The sequence below is a fragment of the Microvirga sp. jy35 genome (assembly GCF_056148915.1).
Genome location: NZ_JBWBEW010000065.1, coordinates 1 through 16,610, shown reverse-complemented (window position 1 = coordinate 16,610; position 16,610 = coordinate 1). Strand labels below are relative to the sequence as shown.

Annotated in this window: 14 protein-coding genes and 3 pseudogenes; 9 read left to right on the top strand and 8 right to left on the bottom strand. The window is 61.9% G+C overall.

Annotation, left to right across the window (positions count from 1 at the left end):
• Window positions 1-847: 847 nt before the first annotated feature.
• Window positions 848-1,057 (top strand): cold-shock protein, encoded by a 210-nt coding sequence (locus tag AC0QTX_RS25885; RefSeq protein WP_474606671.1) that lies wholly within the window; start codon window positions 848-850, stop codon window positions 1,055-1,057.
• Between the two features lie 70 nt (window positions 1,058-1,127).
• Here the strand turns inward: AC0QTX_RS25885 and AC0QTX_RS25880 are convergent, their stop codons facing one another.
• The 3 genes and pseudogenes from AC0QTX_RS25880 to AC0QTX_RS25870 form a co-directional block, all read right to left on the bottom strand.
• Window positions 1,128-1,844, bottom strand: coding sequence for an IS6 family transposase (locus AC0QTX_RS25880; RefSeq protein WP_474606670.1), 717 nt, complete (start codon window positions 1,842-1,844; stop codon window positions 1,128-1,130).
• A gap of 70 nt (window positions 1,845-1,914) precedes the next feature.
• Window positions 1,915-2,109, bottom strand: a pseudogene (locus AC0QTX_RS25875) (FAD-dependent oxidoreductase); the annotation flags it as partial.
• A pseudogene (locus AC0QTX_RS25870) lies at window positions 2,106-2,566 on the bottom strand (DUF4126 domain-containing protein). The pseudogenes AC0QTX_RS25875 and AC0QTX_RS25870, both read right to left, overlap by 4 nt.
• Before the next feature lie 453 nt (window positions 2,567-3,019).
• Here AC0QTX_RS25870 and AC0QTX_RS25865 point away from each other — a divergent pair.
• The 4 genes from AC0QTX_RS25865 to AC0QTX_RS25850 all read left to right on the top strand — a co-directional run bounded on the left by AC0QTX_RS25865 (window position 3,020) and on the right by AC0QTX_RS25850 (window position 9,583).
• A complete protein-coding gene (locus tag AC0QTX_RS25865) occupies window positions 3,020-3,772 on the top strand; it encodes an ImuA family protein (RefSeq protein WP_474606669.1) in 753 nt (250 codons plus the stop codon).
• Complete coding sequence (locus AC0QTX_RS25860; RefSeq protein WP_474606668.1) at window positions 3,690-5,192, top strand: Y-family DNA polymerase; 1,503 nt, start codon at window positions 3,690-3,692, stop codon at window positions 5,190-5,192. Before AC0QTX_RS25865 ends, AC0QTX_RS25860 begins: the two co-directional genes overlap by 83 nt.
• 18 nt (window positions 5,193-5,210) lie before the next feature.
• Window positions 5,211-8,465: an error-prone DNA polymerase gene (locus AC0QTX_RS25855; RefSeq protein WP_474606667.1), complete on the top strand. Its 3,255-nt coding sequence runs from the start codon at window positions 5,211-5,213 to the stop codon at window positions 8,463-8,465.
• Between the two features lie 389 nt (window positions 8,466-8,854).
• The gene (locus tag AC0QTX_RS25850) at window positions 8,855-9,583 is read left to right on the top strand and encodes a DUF72 domain-containing protein (protein ID WP_474606672.1); all 729 of its coding nucleotides are present in this window, start codon (window positions 8,855-8,857) and stop codon (window positions 9,581-9,583) included.
• Window positions 9,584-9,622: 39 nt separating this feature from the next.
• Here the strand turns inward: AC0QTX_RS25850 and AC0QTX_RS25845 are convergent, their stop codons facing one another.
• From AC0QTX_RS25845 to AC0QTX_RS25835, 3 genes are read right to left on the bottom strand one after another with little or no spacing between them, the layout of a single operon-like run.
• Window positions 9,623-10,009 (bottom strand): response regulator, encoded by a 387-nt coding sequence (locus AC0QTX_RS25845; RefSeq protein ID WP_474606666.1) that lies wholly within the window; start codon window positions 10,007-10,009, stop codon window positions 9,623-9,625.
• The gene (locus AC0QTX_RS25840; RefSeq protein WP_474606665.1) at window positions 10,010-10,408 is read right to left on the bottom strand and encodes a response regulator; all 399 of its coding nucleotides are present in this window, start codon (window positions 10,406-10,408) and stop codon (window positions 10,010-10,012) included.
• Window positions 10,389-10,586 carry a hypothetical protein gene (locus tag AC0QTX_RS25835; RefSeq protein WP_474606664.1) on the bottom strand — a complete coding sequence of 66 codons (198 nt, stop codon included), beginning with the start codon at window positions 10,584-10,586 and terminating at the stop codon, window positions 10,389-10,391. Before AC0QTX_RS25835 ends, AC0QTX_RS25840 begins: the two co-directional genes overlap by 20 nt.
• A gap of 212 nt (window positions 10,587-10,798) precedes the next feature.
• Between AC0QTX_RS25835 and AC0QTX_RS25830 the strand changes: the two genes are divergently transcribed.
• Complete coding sequence (locus AC0QTX_RS25830; RefSeq protein WP_474606663.1) at window positions 10,799-11,380, top strand: extensin family protein; 582 nt, start codon at window positions 10,799-10,801, stop codon at window positions 11,378-11,380.
• A 50-nt stretch (window positions 11,381-11,430) separates the two neighbouring features.
• Here the strand turns inward: AC0QTX_RS25830 and AC0QTX_RS25825 are convergent.
• Window positions 11,431-11,538 (bottom strand): annotated as a pseudogene (locus AC0QTX_RS25825) (response regulator); the annotation flags it as partial.
• Window positions 11,539-12,284: 746 nt separating this feature from the next.
• Here AC0QTX_RS25825 and AC0QTX_RS25820 point away from each other — a divergent pair.
• The 3 genes from AC0QTX_RS25820 to AC0QTX_RS25810 are packed head-to-tail and all read left to right on the top strand — an operon-like array spanning window position 12,285 to window position 14,959.
• On the top strand, window positions 12,285-13,103 hold the full coding sequence (locus tag AC0QTX_RS25820; protein ID WP_474606662.1) for an ABC transporter ATP-binding protein: 819 nt from the start codon (window positions 12,285-12,287) through the stop codon (window positions 13,101-13,103).
• A complete protein-coding gene (locus AC0QTX_RS25815; RefSeq protein ID WP_474606661.1) occupies window positions 13,100-13,891 on the top strand; it encodes an ABC transporter permease in 792 nt (263 codons plus the stop codon). Before AC0QTX_RS25820 ends, AC0QTX_RS25815 begins: the two co-directional genes overlap by 4 nt.
• A 45-nt stretch (window positions 13,892-13,936) precedes the next feature.
• Window positions 13,937-14,959, top strand: coding sequence for an ABC transporter substrate-binding protein (locus AC0QTX_RS25810; RefSeq protein ID WP_474606660.1), 1,023 nt, complete (start codon window positions 13,937-13,939; stop codon window positions 14,957-14,959).
• A 506-nt stretch (window positions 14,960-15,465) separates the two neighbouring features.
• Here AC0QTX_RS25810 and AC0QTX_RS25805 read toward each other — a convergent pair.
• A complete protein-coding gene (locus AC0QTX_RS25805) occupies window positions 15,466-16,404 on the bottom strand; it encodes a GGDEF domain-containing protein (protein WP_474606659.1) in 939 nt (312 codons plus the stop codon).
• Between the last annotated feature and the right edge of the window lie 206 nt (window positions 16,405-16,610).

The following is a 16,610-nucleotide window of genomic DNA, read 5'->3' as shown; positions in this document are numbered from 1 at the left end:
CACCTGGACGGCTGATCCGGATGAAATCATCGCCGCCGTCAGGCGTGGGCACCAAGCGTTAGATTCGATCCACTAGGAAACAGTTGCTGCAACGAGCAGGATTGCCGCCCCGCACCCTACCGGGTGACGCCAGCCGGGGTGCTAATGCTCGTCAACGGAACCTGGATTGCCGTGCCGGACTACAGGGTCCAGTATCGCGCTCTGCCCGGGGACACGGGGGAAACAGCCGGGGGACATTGGTGCGGGGACACCCGCCACATGGTCGGCTACGGGATGGACTACTCAACCTACTGCGCAATCCTGCCGCCCAACGCTGCAGCGATCTTTGGAGCCCCTTTTGCGCTTAGGGAAGGTCCCATCCAACCTGTTCCCTAATGCGCCTACCGGAAATTCGCGGCCGAATATGGCGAAGGCCGCGGGGAGGAAGGGTCCCGCGGCCTTGCCCGTGGGGAACGACGGGCAGCTTCGGGAGTCCAAGCGCCGTGCTCGACCATCACAGGTGTTGATCGTGCGCCTAGTGCTGGTCAGCGTCAACGCTGACGACAGAGCTGGCCCTGCCCGCCGGGGCTCTTCTTCGCGTTCCATACTAGCGAGTTATGCGAAACTGCGCAGCGTTTACTGCTCATGATGAGGCTTGGGATGAGGGACCACATTTCGAGCCTGGCGCTCCTCGGCCCACTGCTCATAGGCCGCTCCACCACACACTAGGAGTGCTGACGCTGGCAAGGATGCAGCTCTTTGTGGATGCTGATCTCTTTGAGGATCTATACGCGGCGCTCGACACTCTCCGCATTCTGCGGTTAATATTTCCTCTCACCTGGGCGACTTCAACAGAGGGAAAAGCTTCGTGGCGACAGGAACGGTGAAGTGGTTCAACGATCAGAAGGGCTACGGCTTCATTCAGCCAGACAACGGCGGCAAGGACGTGTTCGTTCATATCAGCGCCGTGGAGCGTGCTGGCCTGCGTGGCTTGGCTGAGGGCCAGAAGATCTCCTATGAGGTTGAGGCGGACCGCCGCTCCGGCAAAGAATCGGCCGTGGATCTGAAGACGACCTGATCAGGGCCGCTTGACCGGTTCCGTTGCAACTCCCGATACAGGTCAAACGAAGCCCGGAAAAGGACTCAGGTTACATGACTGGGCTGAATAGGGCAGCAATGAAGTCGCGCTGAGCGCCCATGTGATTGGGTAGCACACCGGCGACCTGCCCTTTACGGATCATCGCCATCGCCTCATAACCTGCGATCGTCTGGGTGGCCGTTATGAAGCTCTTGAAGCCCAGCCCTGGCCGGACCAGGCGCTTGATACGCCGGTGATCCTGCTCAACGATGTTGTTCAAGAATTTCACCTGCCGGAGTTTGGCAAAGCGCCAGAGCTCTCCAGCGCGTTTCATAGCTTTCGTCGCAACGGGATAGGCCGCATTCTTGTCCACCGTGAGGGTCCGCGGGTTGACCGTATGAGGCTGCCTCAAGGCTTTCCGGAAGAACCGCTTGGCAGCAGCCGCATCCCGCTTGGGTGAGAGCAGGAAGTCGATGGTCTGCCCAGAAGCATCAACGGCGCGATAGAGATAAACCCATTCGCCCTTTACTCGGATATATGTTTCGTCGACTCGCCAGGAGCCATTGGTCATACAAAGATGGGAACGGATGCGCTTCTCCAACTCCGGTGCATAGGCCTGGATCCACCGAAACACGGTCGTGTGGCCGACCTGAATGCCCCGATCGGAGAACATGCTCTCGAGATCGCGGTAGCTGATCGGGAACTGCAGGTACCAGCGGACCGCCCACAGAATGATCTCCGCCGTGAACTGCCGACCTTTGAACAGGTTCTTGTTACTCTGCTTCACCGCGAGCCCCACTTGCTACCCTCATCCTGTAGCTCAGGCAGCGCAAGCTTCAAAGCTGCAACAGAACCCCCCGACGCGCGAGATGGGCCGCATAGGCGCTCGCCACTAGCGTCTTGGTTGGCATGCAGCCGGTGTTGACACAGGTTCCACCGAAGAGCTTGCGCTCGACGAGGGCGATGCTCATGCCTGCCGCGGTCAATCGCCCGGCAAGCGAAGGGCCGGCCTGACCGGCGCCGATCACGATGGCATCGAAGGAATGAGTCATGGCATTGCTCCCAAGACCAGTGCCGCCCCGATGATTGCAACGGTGTCCTCGATCAAGGCGGCGGGACGATCTGCGCCGAAAGCGGCAGCCAGACGCGTCCGGCCCTCCGCCCCTCCTAGGGTACCGATGATGCTCCCCACGGCCCCGGCAGCAAGCCCTCCCGGAAAGGAACCACCCATAGCGATAGCTCCACCGCACAGGCCTCCGACGAGAACCCGGGTGGCGAAGGGGGCCAGCCGTTTACGGCTCGGCGTGGTGGGCAGTTGATCGGCACGAGTTCACCGATGGCAAGAACGGTCAGGATCCAGGGTGTAAACTGATAGCCCAGAAAGGCGAGCCAAGTTCCCTCAAGGTTTAGGAACCCAAAGAAAGCCGCCCAGCTCACAGCCGCTGGAGCCGTCATCGCGCGCAACCCGGCAATCACTCCAATCAGAAGCGCCAAAAGGTACAGACCCATTCATCGTCCTTATGCGAATGACAATCTTGGGAGCATCGTTGGCAAACATGGAGCATGGACTTACCACAACATCCGATTTGGGAAGGCGGCTCTGGATCGTATCAATCCTATATACCAACCAGGGCGTTTTGCGAACGCTGAAGGTCTGTTCAGGGTCACGTATCGTCCTTCAGCTTGATCGTGCGGAGGTCCGTTAACCCCGCGACTGAGGAAGTTCGGCTTTCATCTGCCTCGTGCCATTGGCGGACCTTCAGCCCAAGCGCAGAGCCAGGGTTAGGTATGACGCTTGGCTATGTCCATAATGCATCGGTGTTTTCGCGGCGCTTTATCAGCTCCTCTGCAACACTCTTCTCCTCGCAATTCACAGCTACTCCTGCGTGTATTTGACTCACTCTCAAATGAGAACATAATAGGAACATCGTCAACAACAGATTTGGCTTCGGCACGGATTCCATGAACCCCGGGCAACAGGACAGGCTTGCCGCTTTGCGGCTCCAGATTGCTCGGTTCGAGGGCGGGTCACAGAAGATCAAGCCTCTGCCCTTCGGTCTTCGCGCCGTCGATGAGCACCTGCCAGGCGGCGGCCTCGCCCGGGGCGCCCTGCACGAGATGATCGAGGCGGGCCTCGCCTCCGAGTTCGCCGGCAGCACCACGCTCTTCACCGCGGGGATTGCGGCCCGTCTCAAGGGACCTGTGCTCTGGTGCCTGAGCCGCCGCGATCTGTTTGCGCCCGGTCTCCTGCGCGCCGGCCTGCATCCCGATCGCGTAATCTATGCCGAAGCCGAGCGCGAGCGAGAGATCCTGCCGCTGATCGAGGAAGGCCTGCGCGAGAAGGGTCTGGCTGCCGTGGTCGGCGAGGTCAACCGCATGAGCCTCATCGCCTCGCGACGCCTGCAACTGGCAGCTGAAGCGACAGGCGTGACCGCCTTGGTGATCCGACGCTGGTGGACTCTGGCCGAGAAGAATCTGGTCCATCTGCCGACGGCTGCCATGACCCGCTGGCGCATCGCTCCTGCTCCCTCCGAGCTCATGCCGGCTCCCGGCCTCGGACGGGAACGCTGGCAAGTCGAACTCCTGCGCTGCCGAGGCGCCGAACCCCGTACCTGGATTGTGGAGGCCTGTGATGCGAAGGGTCGTCTCGCTCTACCTGCCGACCTGGCCGACCGATCGGATCAGGCGGCGGATCGGCGAGCCGCCGCGTCATGAGCCGCTTGTGACCGTCCATACTATCGGATCGCGCCGCGTCGTGCGTGCAGCCTGTGCGGCCGCGCAGGAGGTTGGCTTGCATGTCGGCATGGCGCTTGCGCAGGCACAGACCTTGGTGCCGAACCTGCATGTGGTTGAAGCCGCAGCGGACGAGGATGACGCATCATTGCGAGAACTCGCACGCTGGGCCATCGGCTACTCGCCCGTGGTAGCGCCTGATCCTCCCGACGGGCTGTGGATCGATATCGCCGGCGTGGCGCACCTCTTCGGCAGCGAGGAGGAACTGCTCGCTGATCTGACCAGCCGCCTGACACGGCAAGGCATTGCGGCCAGAGCGGCTGTCGCCGATGCCCCGGGGGCGGCCTGGGCTGTGGCGCGCTATGGAGCCGGTGGCGTCGTCCCGACGGGCCGGACGGTGGATGCGGTCGCGACCCTGTCGATCCGTGGCTTGCGCATTGCCGCCGACAAGCTCAGTGCCCTGCATCGGCTCGGCATCGAGCGGGTCGGCCAGTTGGCGGCAATGCCGCGTGCCCCGCTGGTCCGACGCTTTGGCCGGGATGTAGCCCTGCGTCTCGATCAGGCGCTTGGGCACGCGTTCGAGCCCATCACCCCGCTGATCCCCAAGGAAACGCCGACAGCATCGCGAGCCTTCCCAGAGCCGATCGGCCGGTTGGAGGATCTCAAGAGCGTGCTGCTGCGGCTTGCCAAGGATCTGTGCCGGCAACTGGATCGCCGAGGCGAAGGCGTGCGCCGTCTCGACCTCCTGTTCCAGCGCGTCGATCAGAAGAGCGCTTGCCTTCGCGTCGGCACGGCCAGAGCCAACAGGGACGCGGCTCATCTTGCAAGGCTCTTCGATGAGCGGCTGCTAACCATCGATCCCGGGTTCGGCATCGAGGAGATCATCCTGATCGCGAGCAAGATCGAGCCTCTGACGGAGACGCAAACCCAAATTCGTGGCCTTGGTGACGCAGAAGCTGAGGAAGCCGACATGGGCCAGCTCGTCGACCGGCTCGGCGCCCGCATCGGTATGAAGAAGGTCTACCGTCTCGCCCCTGTCCAAAGCCTCGTGCCGGAGCGCATGGCACGGCGAATACCGGCGCTTTCCCCGCCGACTGGCTCGGTCTGGCCGGAGACACTGCCGCGGCCCACGCGCCTGCTCGATCCGCCAGAGGTCGTGGTAGCGACCGCGCTGCTCCCGGATCACCCGCCGGCCTTCTTTGTCTGGCGCAGGGTCCGGCACAAGGTCGCCAAGGCCGATGGGCCGGAACGCATCGCGCCGGAATGGTGGAGCGGCGACAAGGGCTCAGCCGCCCGCGACTACTATCGCGTCGAGACCGAGCAAGGCGGCCGCTTCTGGATCTTCCGCGATGCGCCCACCGCCGAGGGCGGGCGCTGGTGGATGCACGGTGTCTTCTCATAACAGAAGGTCATCTCTCCCATGTATGCTGAACTCCAGGTCACGACCCACTTCTCGTTCCTGCGCGGCGCCTCAAGCCCGCAGGAGCTGTTCGAGCAGGCGAAGCTCCTCGGCATTACCGCTCTCGGCATCACCGATCGCAACTCGTTGGCCGGGATCGTGCGCGCCTATGAGGCGTCCCGGGACACCAGCGTCCGGCTTGTCATCGGGTGCCGGCTCGACCTCACCGACGGCACGTCGCTCCTCGTCTATCCGACCGATCGGGCTGCCTACTCGCGCCTGTCCCGGCTGCTCAGCCTCGGCAAGAGCCGCGGCGGTAAGGGCCGGTGCCATCTTGTCTGGGATGATGTGGTGACCTGGAACGAGGGTCTCCTCGCCATTCTCCTCGGCGATGAAGCAGACGCCCTCCTAGACCAAAACCTTGCACGTACTAAAGCAGCCTTCGGCAACCGCGCCTACATGGCGCTGATCCGGCGCTTTGCCCCCAACGAGCACCTGCGCCTTCATGCCATTGAGCAAGCAGCGCAGGCCGCCCGGGTGCCGACCATCACCATGGGCGACGTGCTCTACCATCATCCCGACCGTCGCCGCTTGCAGGACGTTGTGTCCTGTATTCGGGAAGGCTGCACCATCGACGAGGCGGGCTACCGGCTTGAGCGGCATGCCGACCGCTACCTCAAGGATCCGGCTGAGATGGAGCGCCTGTTCGAGCGCCACCCCGAGGCATTCCGGCGGGTGCGTGAGGTGCTTGAGCGTTGCACCTTCTCGCTTGATGAGCTGCGCTACCAGTACCCGTCCGAGACGGAGCCCAGCGAGACGGCACAGGAAAAGCTGGAGCGGTTGACCTGGGAGGGTGCGAGGAAGCGCTATCCGGACGGTATTCCCGATGTGGTCGCTGCAACGTGCCGGCATGAGCTGCGGCTGATAGAGGAACTGGGCTACGCACCCTACTTCCTCACCGTGCATGCCATTGTCTCCTTCGCCAAATCGCGTGGGATCCTGTGCCAAGGACGCGGCTCAGCGGCGAACTCCGCGGTCTGCTTCGTGCTCGGCATTACCTCCATCAACCCCACTGAGCATGACCTGCTATTCGAGCGCTTCGTGTCCCAAGAGCGCCGCGAGCCGCCGGATATCGACGTCGACTTCGAGCACGAGCGCCGCGAGGAGGTGATCCAATGGATCTACGACACCTATGGCCGTCATCGCGCCGCCCTGACGGCCGTCGTCTCATGCTACCGCGCCCGGGGCGCGGTGCGCGAGGTCGGCAAGGCCCTTGGCGTTCCCGAGGATGTGACGACAGGCTTGGCCGGCCTCGTGTGGGGTTGGGGCAATGACGGCGTCTCCGACAAGGAGGCGAAGGAGCTCAACCTCAATCTGGACGATCCGCGCCTGCGCATGACCCTGGAACTTGCCTCCGAGCTCATCGGGGCGCCGCGCCACCTCTCGCAGCACCCGGGCGGTTTCGTCCTGACCCAAGATCGGCTCGACAATTTGGTACCCATCGAACCGGCCGCCATGGAGAACCGGCAGGTCATCGAGTGGGACAAGAACGACATCGACACCCTCAAGTTCATGAAGGTCGACGTACTGGGATTGGGCATGCTGGGGTGCATGCGCCGGGCCTTCGACCTCCTGCGCGAGCACAAGGGCGAGAGCTACGACATCGCCACGATCCCAGGCGAGGACAAGGCGACCTACGCCATGATCCAAAAGGCCGACACGGTCGGCACCTTCCAGATCGAAAGCCGCGCCCAGATGGCGATGCTGCCGCGCATGAAGCCCAAGACCTTCTACGACATCGTCATTCAGGTGGCGATCGTCCGCCCCGGTCCGATCCAGGGCGACATGGTCCATCCCTATCTGCGCCGGCGAGAAAAGCGTGAGGAGGTCGAGTACCCGCGTCCGGAACTCAGGCGAGTGCTGGAGAAGACGCTAGGTGTGCCGCTCTTCCAGGAACAGGCTATGCGGGTGGCGATCGAATGCGCTGGGTTTACGCCGTCAGAGGCCGACCAGTTACGTCGTGCCATGGCGACCTTCAAGTTCACGGCTGGCGTGTCCAGATTTCGTGAGAAGCTGATCACGGGCATGGTCGCACGCGGTTACGACGCCGCCTTTGCCGAGCGCACCTTCAAGCAGCTCGAGGGCTTCGGCTCCTATGGCTTTCCGGAGAGCCATGCGGCTTCCTTCGCCAAGATTGCCTATGCCTCATCCTGGATGAAGTGCCATCACCCGGACGTGTTCTGCTGCGCCATTCTCAACTCGCAGCCCATGGGCTTCTATGCGCCGGCCCAACTGGTGCGGGACGCGCAGGTTCATGGGATCGAGGTGCGGCCCGTCGACATCAATCATTCCCGTTGGGACTGCACCCTGGAGCAGACCCGAAACACTCGGCGCTTCGCCGTCTGCCTCGGTCTCAAGATGGTGCATGGCCTTGCCAATACGGATGGCGGCCTGATCCCAATCATGCGTGCTGAGCAGCCGTTCTCCTCCATCGAGGATCTCTGGCGCCGCGCCGGGATCTCGGTCAAAGCGCTGAAGCATTTAGCCGAGGCGGATGCCTTTGGCTCACTTGGCGTCAATCGGCGCGATGCGATCTGGACCATCGAGGGTCTCTCGGATGAGGTGATGCCGCTGTTCGCAGCCGCCGACGAGAGAGATCGGATGAACAGGCCCGAACTCATTGAACCGGAAGTCGAGTTCGTCCCGATGACCGAAGGCCGTGAGGTCGTCGAGGACTACCGCTCTAAAGGCCTGACCTTGCGCCGACATCCTGTCTCCTTCCTGCGACAGGAATTGCTCGAGCGCCGGATCCGCTTCTGCCGGGATCTGCACCGCGCCCGAGACGGGCAGCGGATGACGGTTGCAGGTCTCGTCCTCGTGCGACAGAAGCCAAGCTCGGCCAAGGGCGTGACCTTCATGACGATCGAGGACGAGACTGATGTCGCCAATCTCGTGATCTGGTTGACTGTGTTCGAGAAGCACCGGCGCCTGATCCTGTCCTCAGGCATGATCGGCTGCCGAGGTCGGCTTCAGCGCGAAGGCGGCGTCACCCATCTCATCGCCGAGCACTTTCTCGACCTCTCCGACCTCCTGCGCTCAGTTGCAGACCGCGACGGCGAATTACGTCTGAGGAGCGGACGCGGGGACGAGAGTAAGATCGGCACCCGGGACAGGCTGAGGATCGGATCGGCGGAGACGGCAGCTCGCCCGTGCATCCAGGAGCAAGCTCAAGAGAGTGTCCCAGCGATCAAGGTCGCTACTCGTGATTTCAAATAGCGACGTCTCCGTCCCGCCTAGCGCCACCAGTTGACGACCGTGACCCCAAGCAAGGCCAAGATGCATCTCCTGAGCCGATATGCACGAATGACTTCGTGATGTTCGAAACGATGATCTCAGCATTGAACGACCTTCCGTCTCAGGTCGAAAGCAAGCTCTTGGCTATCGCTTCAATGTATTGGTCCGTGGGAATTGGTCTATGGACGGAACGCCCTTTCGGCAGACGGCGTTGGCACGGCAAGGCCGTTCGTATGATCCGGGGTTGCCCATGAACCTCGTCAAGGCGGAACGGATGTCAGCTTTGTCGATGAGAGGGTATGGACGACATTTCCGATCTCGACCACCCGAAACCTCGCAGCCTCGGTATTCCCACCGACGGAACCACTCCCATGGCCCGAATCGGCACGGCCGCCTGGAGCATTCCGAAGGAGCATGCAGCCCCCTTCCCAGTCGCGGGATCCCACTTGGAGCGCTACAGCGCCGTCCTCAACGCGGTTGAGATCAACTCATCGTTCTATCGCCCCCACCGGACGACCACCTATGAGCGCTGGGCCGCGTCGGTGCCGGAGAGATTCCGCTTTGCCGTCAAGGTCCCGAAGGCAATCACCCACGAGCACCGTCTCAAAGATGCCGATGACCTGCTGGATCGCTTCCTGTCGGAAGTCAGCGGCCTCGGGCCCAAGCTGGGTCCGCTGCTGGTTCAACTGCCTCCGAGCTTGAGGTTCGAAGTTGGTGTTGCTGACACCTTCCTGACCGAGTTGCGCAACCGCGTTGGAGGCCCCCTTGTCTGCGAGCCGCGCCATGCCACCTGGTTCATGCCGGAAGTCGAGGGCCTGCTCGACGAGCTTCGGATTGCCCGGGTGGCAGCCGATCCTGCCCCGGTGTCAGGCGCGGACAAGCCAAGTGGCTGGCGTGGCATGTCGTACTATCGCCTGCACGGCTCTCCCAGGATCTACTACTCTGCCTATAGTTCGGAATACCTCGCCGCCATTGCCGAGCGGATTGCGAGCGATGCCGCAGCGGGGGTCGAAACGTGGTGCATCTTCGACAACACGGCAGCCTTTGCCGCGACGGGCGATGCGATCACGACGAGAAGCTTGGTGTTGAAGAGCCGCTGAGAATCTCCATCACACTACGGGTAAAAGCCTTCCTGAACCTTACGATCCCCGGATCATCTCCGTGATATGCCGGACAAGAGTCTCACCGCGATACGGCTTTGGCACGAAACGGCCGTGATCTGGGATCTCGTCAGGATGCGGCCGGGCATAGCCGGAGGAGATCAGCAGCAGCACATGCGGCCATCGCTGATGGACCTGCTCGGCCAGGGCCATGCCGTCCATCGAACCTGGCATGTCAACGTCGGTGAACAGCACTTGAACCAAGTCGGAATGTGCCTCCAGCACCCTCAGCGCCTCGTCGGCGTTCCCGGCCTCCAGCACGCGGAACCCCGCCTCGTCGAGCTCGTCGGCTGCGGTCATGCGCACCAGCGGCTCATCCTCGACCACCAAGACCACGAGGGGGATGTCCGTTCCAGGAAGGACCATTCACACCACCGGCGGCTGCGGGTGACGGACGGCCTTCTCCGCCTGCACCAGCACGTCGAGGCCGCGCCAGGGCTTCGGAATGAAGATGACGGAGTCCGGCAATGCGTCCGGCCGATCACTTGCGGCACCGGAGGTCAGAACGATCCGGATCGCAGGCCAAAGGGTGCAGGCTGCTCTTGCAAGCTGTACTCCGTCCATCGTGCCGGGCAGGCGAATATCGGCAAATATCATCGCCACTTCCCCTCCCCTATCCTGGAGGCAATGCAGCGCTGCTTCGGCGTTCTCGACCTGCACGACATCGAGTGTCGTTTCCTCCAGCAGGACCGTGGCGAGCTCCCGAACATCGGGATCGTCCTCGACGACCAGGGCGATGTGCGGCTCAGGCTGCATCGTGGTCATAGTCAGCCCCACTGCTGTCCATCTGCCGCAGAATTGCCGCGAGCGGTTCAGGGACAGGTTCTACAAGCACATCACGATAGACCTCGGCGAAGGCTCTAGCGATCATGAATGTCGCGACGTCCGGGCAAACGTCGGCGACATGGGGCAAGCGCAAGTCGCCTGAGGCGTCGTGGGGCATCGGCATTCTCCCTGGACTGTCCCGTCAGCCTGCCACAGCACCATGAGCGTCAGGCTAACATACGTTAGTCAGGGCAACTGCCGACTCACGGGCTGGTTTCAGCGTAGCGGCAGAAACAATGCTTTCCACCTGTTGCAGAAACCCGGCAATAATCTGCGCCGGACGAACCATAAACGTGACCGTTGCGTTGCCTCTTAGAGCAAGGCGAGGGCATGGTGCAGACCCGACAGGCATTGACGATGATGGTTATGCTGTGGGGAAGCACTGTAGCGGCGCAGCCGGTTCCGCCCCTTCCCCCGCCGCGACCCAGTGATGCTGCCGTTCCTGCACAGACACCTCTGCCCCAACCCGAGAAGCCTCCAACCGAGGCTGCGGCACCATCCGAGCCGGATCCCGGCGTGTGCCTGACCGCGCTCAAAGCGGCGGGCTTCGACATCGAGACAGCGGAGCAGCCTTCAAGTTCGAATGATCGCTGCCGGATCGAAGCACCGGTCCAGCTGAAGGCAGTGCCGGTGCCATCCCGGCAGGGATCCAAGGTGCGCCTGACGGACCAACTTATCCTGGCTTGTCGCTTTGCCAGTCAACTCGGGCACTGGATCGGAGATCTGGTCGCTCCCCTGGTGGTCGGCCTCAAGAACACGGAACTCAAGGCTGTCCAGACCGGCCCCGGCTTCGAATGCCGCAACCGGAACGGCGCAACAACAGGCAAGCTTTCGGCCCGCGCGGAAGGGCTTGCCATCGACGTTTCCGTCTTCGAGCTCCGAAGATCAGGCCGTGCTTTGAGCGCTCTATGAGCGAGGTCGCAACCGTCGCGCCCGCCTAGATCGATGTCGGTGAACAGGACATCGATCATCTCCTGGCTGAGAATGATCTCGGCCTCTTCGGCACTGGCAGCAATCAAAACAACGAACCCGCCTTCCTCCAAGGCCTCGGCTGCCACGGCGCCAACCATGAGATCATCTTCAACCAAGAGCACGCGGATGGGGCTTGCTTCGGGGGCTGCACACGGGGCCTGGGAGGCTCGGCTCCAGAGCGGAGAGATCGGGAACATGCGGGTACCCTTCCTTCAGGAGTTCGGTTGGCTAACCCCGAACCAGGAGGAGGCGTTCACAAGGCAATGCGCCTTCCACTCAGCATGGTGAGCGGATCGTTAACGATCCTCTCGTCGCCCGGGCTCTTGCACCCGTTCCTGGGCCTCACCAAGACCGAAGAACTCGAGCGACTCCACCTCGTTAGCACACATTCGGACGGATGATCGAACTCCTGCCTTGGATTGTGTGAGCGAGGTTCAACCAAGAGATCTACTGGCTCAAGAACGTGCGGTATTGCCGCCGTAGGAGACATTCGGCCCACTTCCGCTCAGTGCCGATTTTGTTGAAAAACTCCCGAGCGCTGCTTCGCCGATCTATTAGTTGTATTAGCGCGCCAAACTAGGCCCAGCATCCTGTATGCTGACCACGCCAGAATCGGCAGTTGCGGACTTTTTCAACAGTATCTGCCACGAGCAGTCATTGGCATCTGCTACGCCCTGCGTGAACGGGGAGTTTACTCTTTTAGAGGCGCGACAGTGCCCACGAGGCTGTTGGAACAAAGCTACGGGGCGATGGTCCGCGAGCCAGCCTAACCCTTGCTATAGAGGTTAGAGCCTTTAGGATGGCTCCAAGCGCCGCTTACAGGCGCAGGAAACGCTTAGTTCTCATGCCTGAATCGTCGAATGCTCCAGCCGTTTCGCTCCGCAGCGTCGCCATCACCTTCGGGCCAAAGGTGGGTGGCTACACGGCGGTTCAAAACATAGACCTTACCGTATCGCCAGGGGAGTTCATTGCCATTGTCGGACCGACCGGCTGTGGTAAATCCACCCTGCTCAATGCATCGGCCGGGCTGCTTAAGCCATCTGAGGGCGAGGTCGAGATCTTCGGTGTGCCTCTGCATGGTCTCAACAGCCGTGCGGGCTATCTCTTTCAGCAGGACGCCCTGATGCCCTGGAAGACGGCCGTTCAGAACGTGGCCGTCGCCCTCGAACCGAAGGGTGTCTCCCGCAAGGAGGCGGAGATGAAGGCCCGCCACTGGCTGCGGCGAGTCGGGCTCTCCGCCTTTGTCGATCGCTACCCGCACATGCTTTCAGGCGGTCAGCGAAAGCGGGTTGCCTTGGCTCAGATGCTGATCCGTGATCCCGAGATCCTTCTGATGGACGAGCCCTTCGGCCCACTGGATGCCCAGACCCGGCAAATCATGGGCAACCTGCTGCTGGACCTCTGGGCAGCCAACCGCAAAGCCGTTCTCTTCGTCACGCACGACCTCGAGGAGGCGATCGCCCTGGCCGACAGGGTGGTGGTGATGTCGGCCGGTCCCGCGGCAGGCATCATCGGGGAGTTTCCCGTGCCGCTGCCACGCCCACGCGACATCGCGGAGGTGCGGCTCGAACCCGCCTTCCATCACATCCATAAGGAGATCTGGGCGAGCCTTCGCACCGAGGTGCAGAAGGCCTATGCCCAGGGAGAGGGAGCCTCCTCATGAACCGCTTGAAGCTCATCCTCCTCCAGGTTGCTGTGGGCCTTGGATTCCTGTTGCTCTGGCATGTCTTGACTGCCTACCCCATTCTCGCCCCGACGCGGCAGACCCAGTTTTTCTTCTCGACCCCTCTCGACGTGTTGGCGAGGGTCTGGAAGGAGTTCGCTTCCGGCGAGATATGGCGGCATCTCTGGATCACCCTTGTGGAGACCATCCTGGCTTTCACCTTCGGCGCCGGCGGGGGGATCCTGTTCGGCTTTCTGTTCGCCCGCCGAGAACTCCTTGCTGCCGTGTTCGACCCCTATATCAAGGCGGCGAACGCGCTGCCGCGGGTGGTGCTCGCGCCGATTTTCGCCCTCTGGTTCGGCCTCGGGATCTGGTCGAAGGTGGCCCTCGGCTTTACACTTGTCTTCTTCATCGTCTTCTTCAACGTGTATCAGGGCGTGCGTGAGGTGAGCCCGGTCGTGCTGGCAAACGCCAGGATGCTCGGCATGAACGAGCGTCAGCTGCTGCGGCACGTCTATTGGCCGGCGGCGCTGACTTGGATGTTCTCGTCCCTGCACACCTCTGTTGGGTTCGCCCTCGTCGGCGCGGTCGTGGGTGAGTATCTCGGCTCCTCCGCGGGGCTCGGCTACAAGATCCATGAGGCGGAGAGCGTGTTCGACGTCACCGGCGTCTTTGCCGGCATGGTGATCCTGTCGATCTTCGTCATTCTCATCGATTTTGTAGTGACCCTTATCGAGAGGCGCCTCCTGGTCTGGCGCCCTTCCCCATCGACAAACGGGCAAGGTTAGGCAATCCTGCCGTCCGCAATCTGCATCCAAGCAGGGAGAACGAGGATGGAACGCCGTACATTTCTCATTGGGACGGGCGCCGTTGCTCTGTCCGCCGGACTCAGCGGCAACGCTTTCGCACAGTCGAAGCCGGAAAAGAGCAAGGTCACTCTGGGTGTGGGCGGCAAGCCGCTACTCTATTACCTCCCGTTGACCATCGCTGAACGGAAGGGATTCTTCAAGGAAGAAGGGCTTGAGGTGGAGATCAATGATTTTGGTGGCGGCGCCAAGTCGCTCCAGGCCTTGATCGGCGGCTCCGTCGACGTCGTCACCGGGGCCTATGAGCATACCATCCGCATGCAAGCCAAAGGTCAGGATGTTCGCGCCATCACCGAGCTTGGGCGCTTTCCAGCCATCGTGATCGCAGCCAAGAAGGACAAAGCCGGGCAGGTCAAATCCGCGGCCGATTTCAAGGGGCTCAAGATTGGCGTGACAGCCCCCGGATCCTCCACCGCGCTCACCGCTCAATACGCCATGGTGAAGGCGGGACTGAAGCCTTCCGATGCCGCCTTCATTGGCGTCGGATCCGGAGCGAGTGCTGTTGCCGCCATGCAGAAGGGTGAGATCGACGTGATCTCACACCTCGATCCGGTCATTTCCAAGCTCGAGTCGGAAGGGGACATCACAATCCTGATCGATACGCGCACAGAGGCTGGAACGCGAGCGCTCTTCGGCGGTTCGAACCCGGCAGCAACCCTCTATACCAAGAAGGACTTCATCGACGCCAATCCGGTGACAACCCAGCGCCTCGTGAACGCCTTCATGAAGTCGCTCAAATGGCTCCAGACAGCGAAGCCGGAGGATGTCGCTGCGACAGTGCCGCCAGAATACCATCTCGGCGACCGCCCGCTGTACCTCAAGGCTGTACAGAACTCCCTTGAAAGCTATTCTCGTGACGGCATTGTGCCGCCCGAAGGCATGAAGAGCGTCATGGATATGCTGCAGCAGCTCGACCCCGAGCTGAAAGATGCCAAGGTTGATCTTTCCGCAACGTTTGACGACCGCTTCGTGAAGCAGGCCGCCAGCTAGCCATTGAGCTGCGTAAGCCGGACACGTTAGTAGGTCGGCTTCTGAGAAGGCCCACTTCGCCCCAGGTTTGCGGCTTGCCCGCAAACCTGGGGCATATTTATTGTGCTTCTGAGTTCCTCAGATACTCGCAAGGCAGTTCCGATCGTTAGCCCCGGTATAACCGTCCGACCTGCCACAACTCCACCAGTTGTGGCCTGCTGAACTATAAAACCTGGCCTAAGAGCATGCCATTCAAGGTCAGCTCAGGGTCATTCTCTGCCCATCCCCTGCCCTTCGCGAACGTCCGCTGCTCCCCGCGAGAGCAGACCCTCGGTCTACTTCCGAGAAGTGCCATGAACCAACTTTCCTGTGATGGCGGGTGAACGAGGACGCCAGCCGGAACCCTTTCGCTCTCCGCAATTGCAACTTCTAGCCGGAATTCCGGGTCTTCGACATCCTGGTCGATCATGGACAGTGCGTTGTTCAACCACACCGGTCGACTGCTGGGTACGAGGTGACCGGCGTCCTCAGCGTGCTGCTTCGGAGCCGATCCTGGTGCGGTTCCTCCCCTCCTCCTTGGCGGTGTAAAGAGCCCGGTCGGCCCGGCGCAGGATCGAGCTGCGGTCATCGTCCGGCAGAGCCTCGGTCACGCCCGCACTGAAGGTGCACGGCAGTGCGATCTCACTGTGCCCCAGGACTGCTGAGGGAAAACCATTCCGGACGCGGTCAATGATGCGCACGGCATCGTCGAGCCGAACATCGGGCAGCAGCAGCAGGAACTCTTCTCCGCCAGTCCGGCCCACGCGGTCCTGGACGCGCACCCTCTCCCGGCAGGAACGTGCGAAATGCTCAAGCACCGCGTCACCCGCCTCGTGTCCGTGTGAATCGTTGATTGCCTTGAAGTGGTCGATGTCGATCACGGCCACACACAAGCCCGATCCTGTGCCCTCGTTGGCGGCAAGCGCCTCGTCGAGCAGTCCCAGGATGTAGCGGCGGTTCGGCAGCCCGGTGAGTTGATCGGTCTGCGACGCCTTCAGCGCTGCCTCATGGGCCTGGCGCAGGGACTTCTCGTTGTTCTTCAACGTTGTGATATCAGCGCCAACAGACAGCACCCAGCCGTTCGGGAGCACGGTATGGTCGATCCAGAACCAGCGGCCATCCACAAGGTCGGTCTCGAACGACTTGCGGGGCATGCTCCGTCGCTTAGCCAAGGTCCGGGCGATGAAGGCTTCGACGTCATTGTCATCGATCCGCACTCCCAGCCCGTTCCTGTGGGCGTGGCGGAGGATGCCGGTGAAGGTGAGCGGACCGTCATAACTGCCGAGGAACATGCCCTGGTAGGTCTTGTTGGCGTATCGGAGATTATCCTCAGCATCGAAGATGGAGACTGCCTGCCCGCTTTCGGTGAGTGCCTCCACCAGGCAACGGAGGGCTTCGTCATCGGGATCGAAAGGGAGGGAGGTCATGGGAACTCGAGGCAAGGACGACGGGCAGGATAACCAGCCATTGCCAACTTGGAAACTAGCCGGCCACTGAGGAATTACCCTTATAGCCACCTTCCAGAAGCGATCTCATGGGCAGCGCCCCTAGGACCACTTTGGGTCATTCTCTGCCCATCCCCTGCCCTTCGCGAACGTCCGCTGCTCCCCGCGAGAGCAGACGTTGGGTCTAC

Bases quoted from the DNA above. Each gene is read 5' to 3' on its own strand.
- AC0QTX_RS25865 (WP_474606669.1), top strand. From the start codon at position 3,020: ATGAACCCCGGGCAACAGGACAGGCTTGCCGCTTTGCGGCTCCAGATT.
- AC0QTX_RS25860 (WP_474606668.1), top strand. From the start codon at position 3,690: ATGCGAAGGGTCGTCTCGCTCTACCTGCCGACCTGGCCGACCGATCGG.
- AC0QTX_RS25855 (WP_474606667.1), top strand. From the start codon at position 5,211: ATGTATGCTGAACTCCAGGTCACGACCCACTTCTCGTTCCTGCGCGGC.
- AC0QTX_RS25850 (WP_474606672.1), top strand. From the start codon at position 8,855: ATGGCCCGAATCGGCACGGCCGCCTGGAGCATTCCGAAGGAGCATGCA.
- AC0QTX_RS25845 (WP_474606666.1), bottom strand. From the start codon at position 10,009: ATGGTCCTTCCTGGAACGGACATCCCCCTCGTGGTCTTGGTGGTCGAG.
- AC0QTX_RS25840 (WP_474606665.1), bottom strand. From the start codon at position 10,408: ATGACCACGATGCAGCCTGAGCCGCACATCGCCCTGGTCGTCGAGGAC.
- AC0QTX_RS25835 (WP_474606664.1), bottom strand. From the start codon at position 10,586: ATGCCCCACGACGCCTCAGGCGACTTGCGCTTGCCCCATGTCGCCGAC.
- AC0QTX_RS25830 (WP_474606663.1), top strand. From the start codon at position 10,799: ATGGTGCAGACCCGACAGGCATTGACGATGATGGTTATGCTGTGGGGA.
- AC0QTX_RS25820 (WP_474606662.1), top strand. From the start codon at position 12,285: ATGCCTGAATCGTCGAATGCTCCAGCCGTTTCGCTCCGCAGCGTCGCC.
- AC0QTX_RS25815 (WP_474606661.1), top strand. From the start codon at position 13,100: ATGAACCGCTTGAAGCTCATCCTCCTCCAGGTTGCTGTGGGCCTTGGA.
- AC0QTX_RS25810 (WP_474606660.1), top strand. From the start codon at position 13,937: ATGGAACGCCGTACATTTCTCATTGGGACGGGCGCCGTTGCTCTGTCC.
- AC0QTX_RS25805 (WP_474606659.1), bottom strand. From the start codon at position 16,404: ATGACCTCCCTCCCTTTCGATCCCGATGACGAAGCCCTCCGTTGCCTG.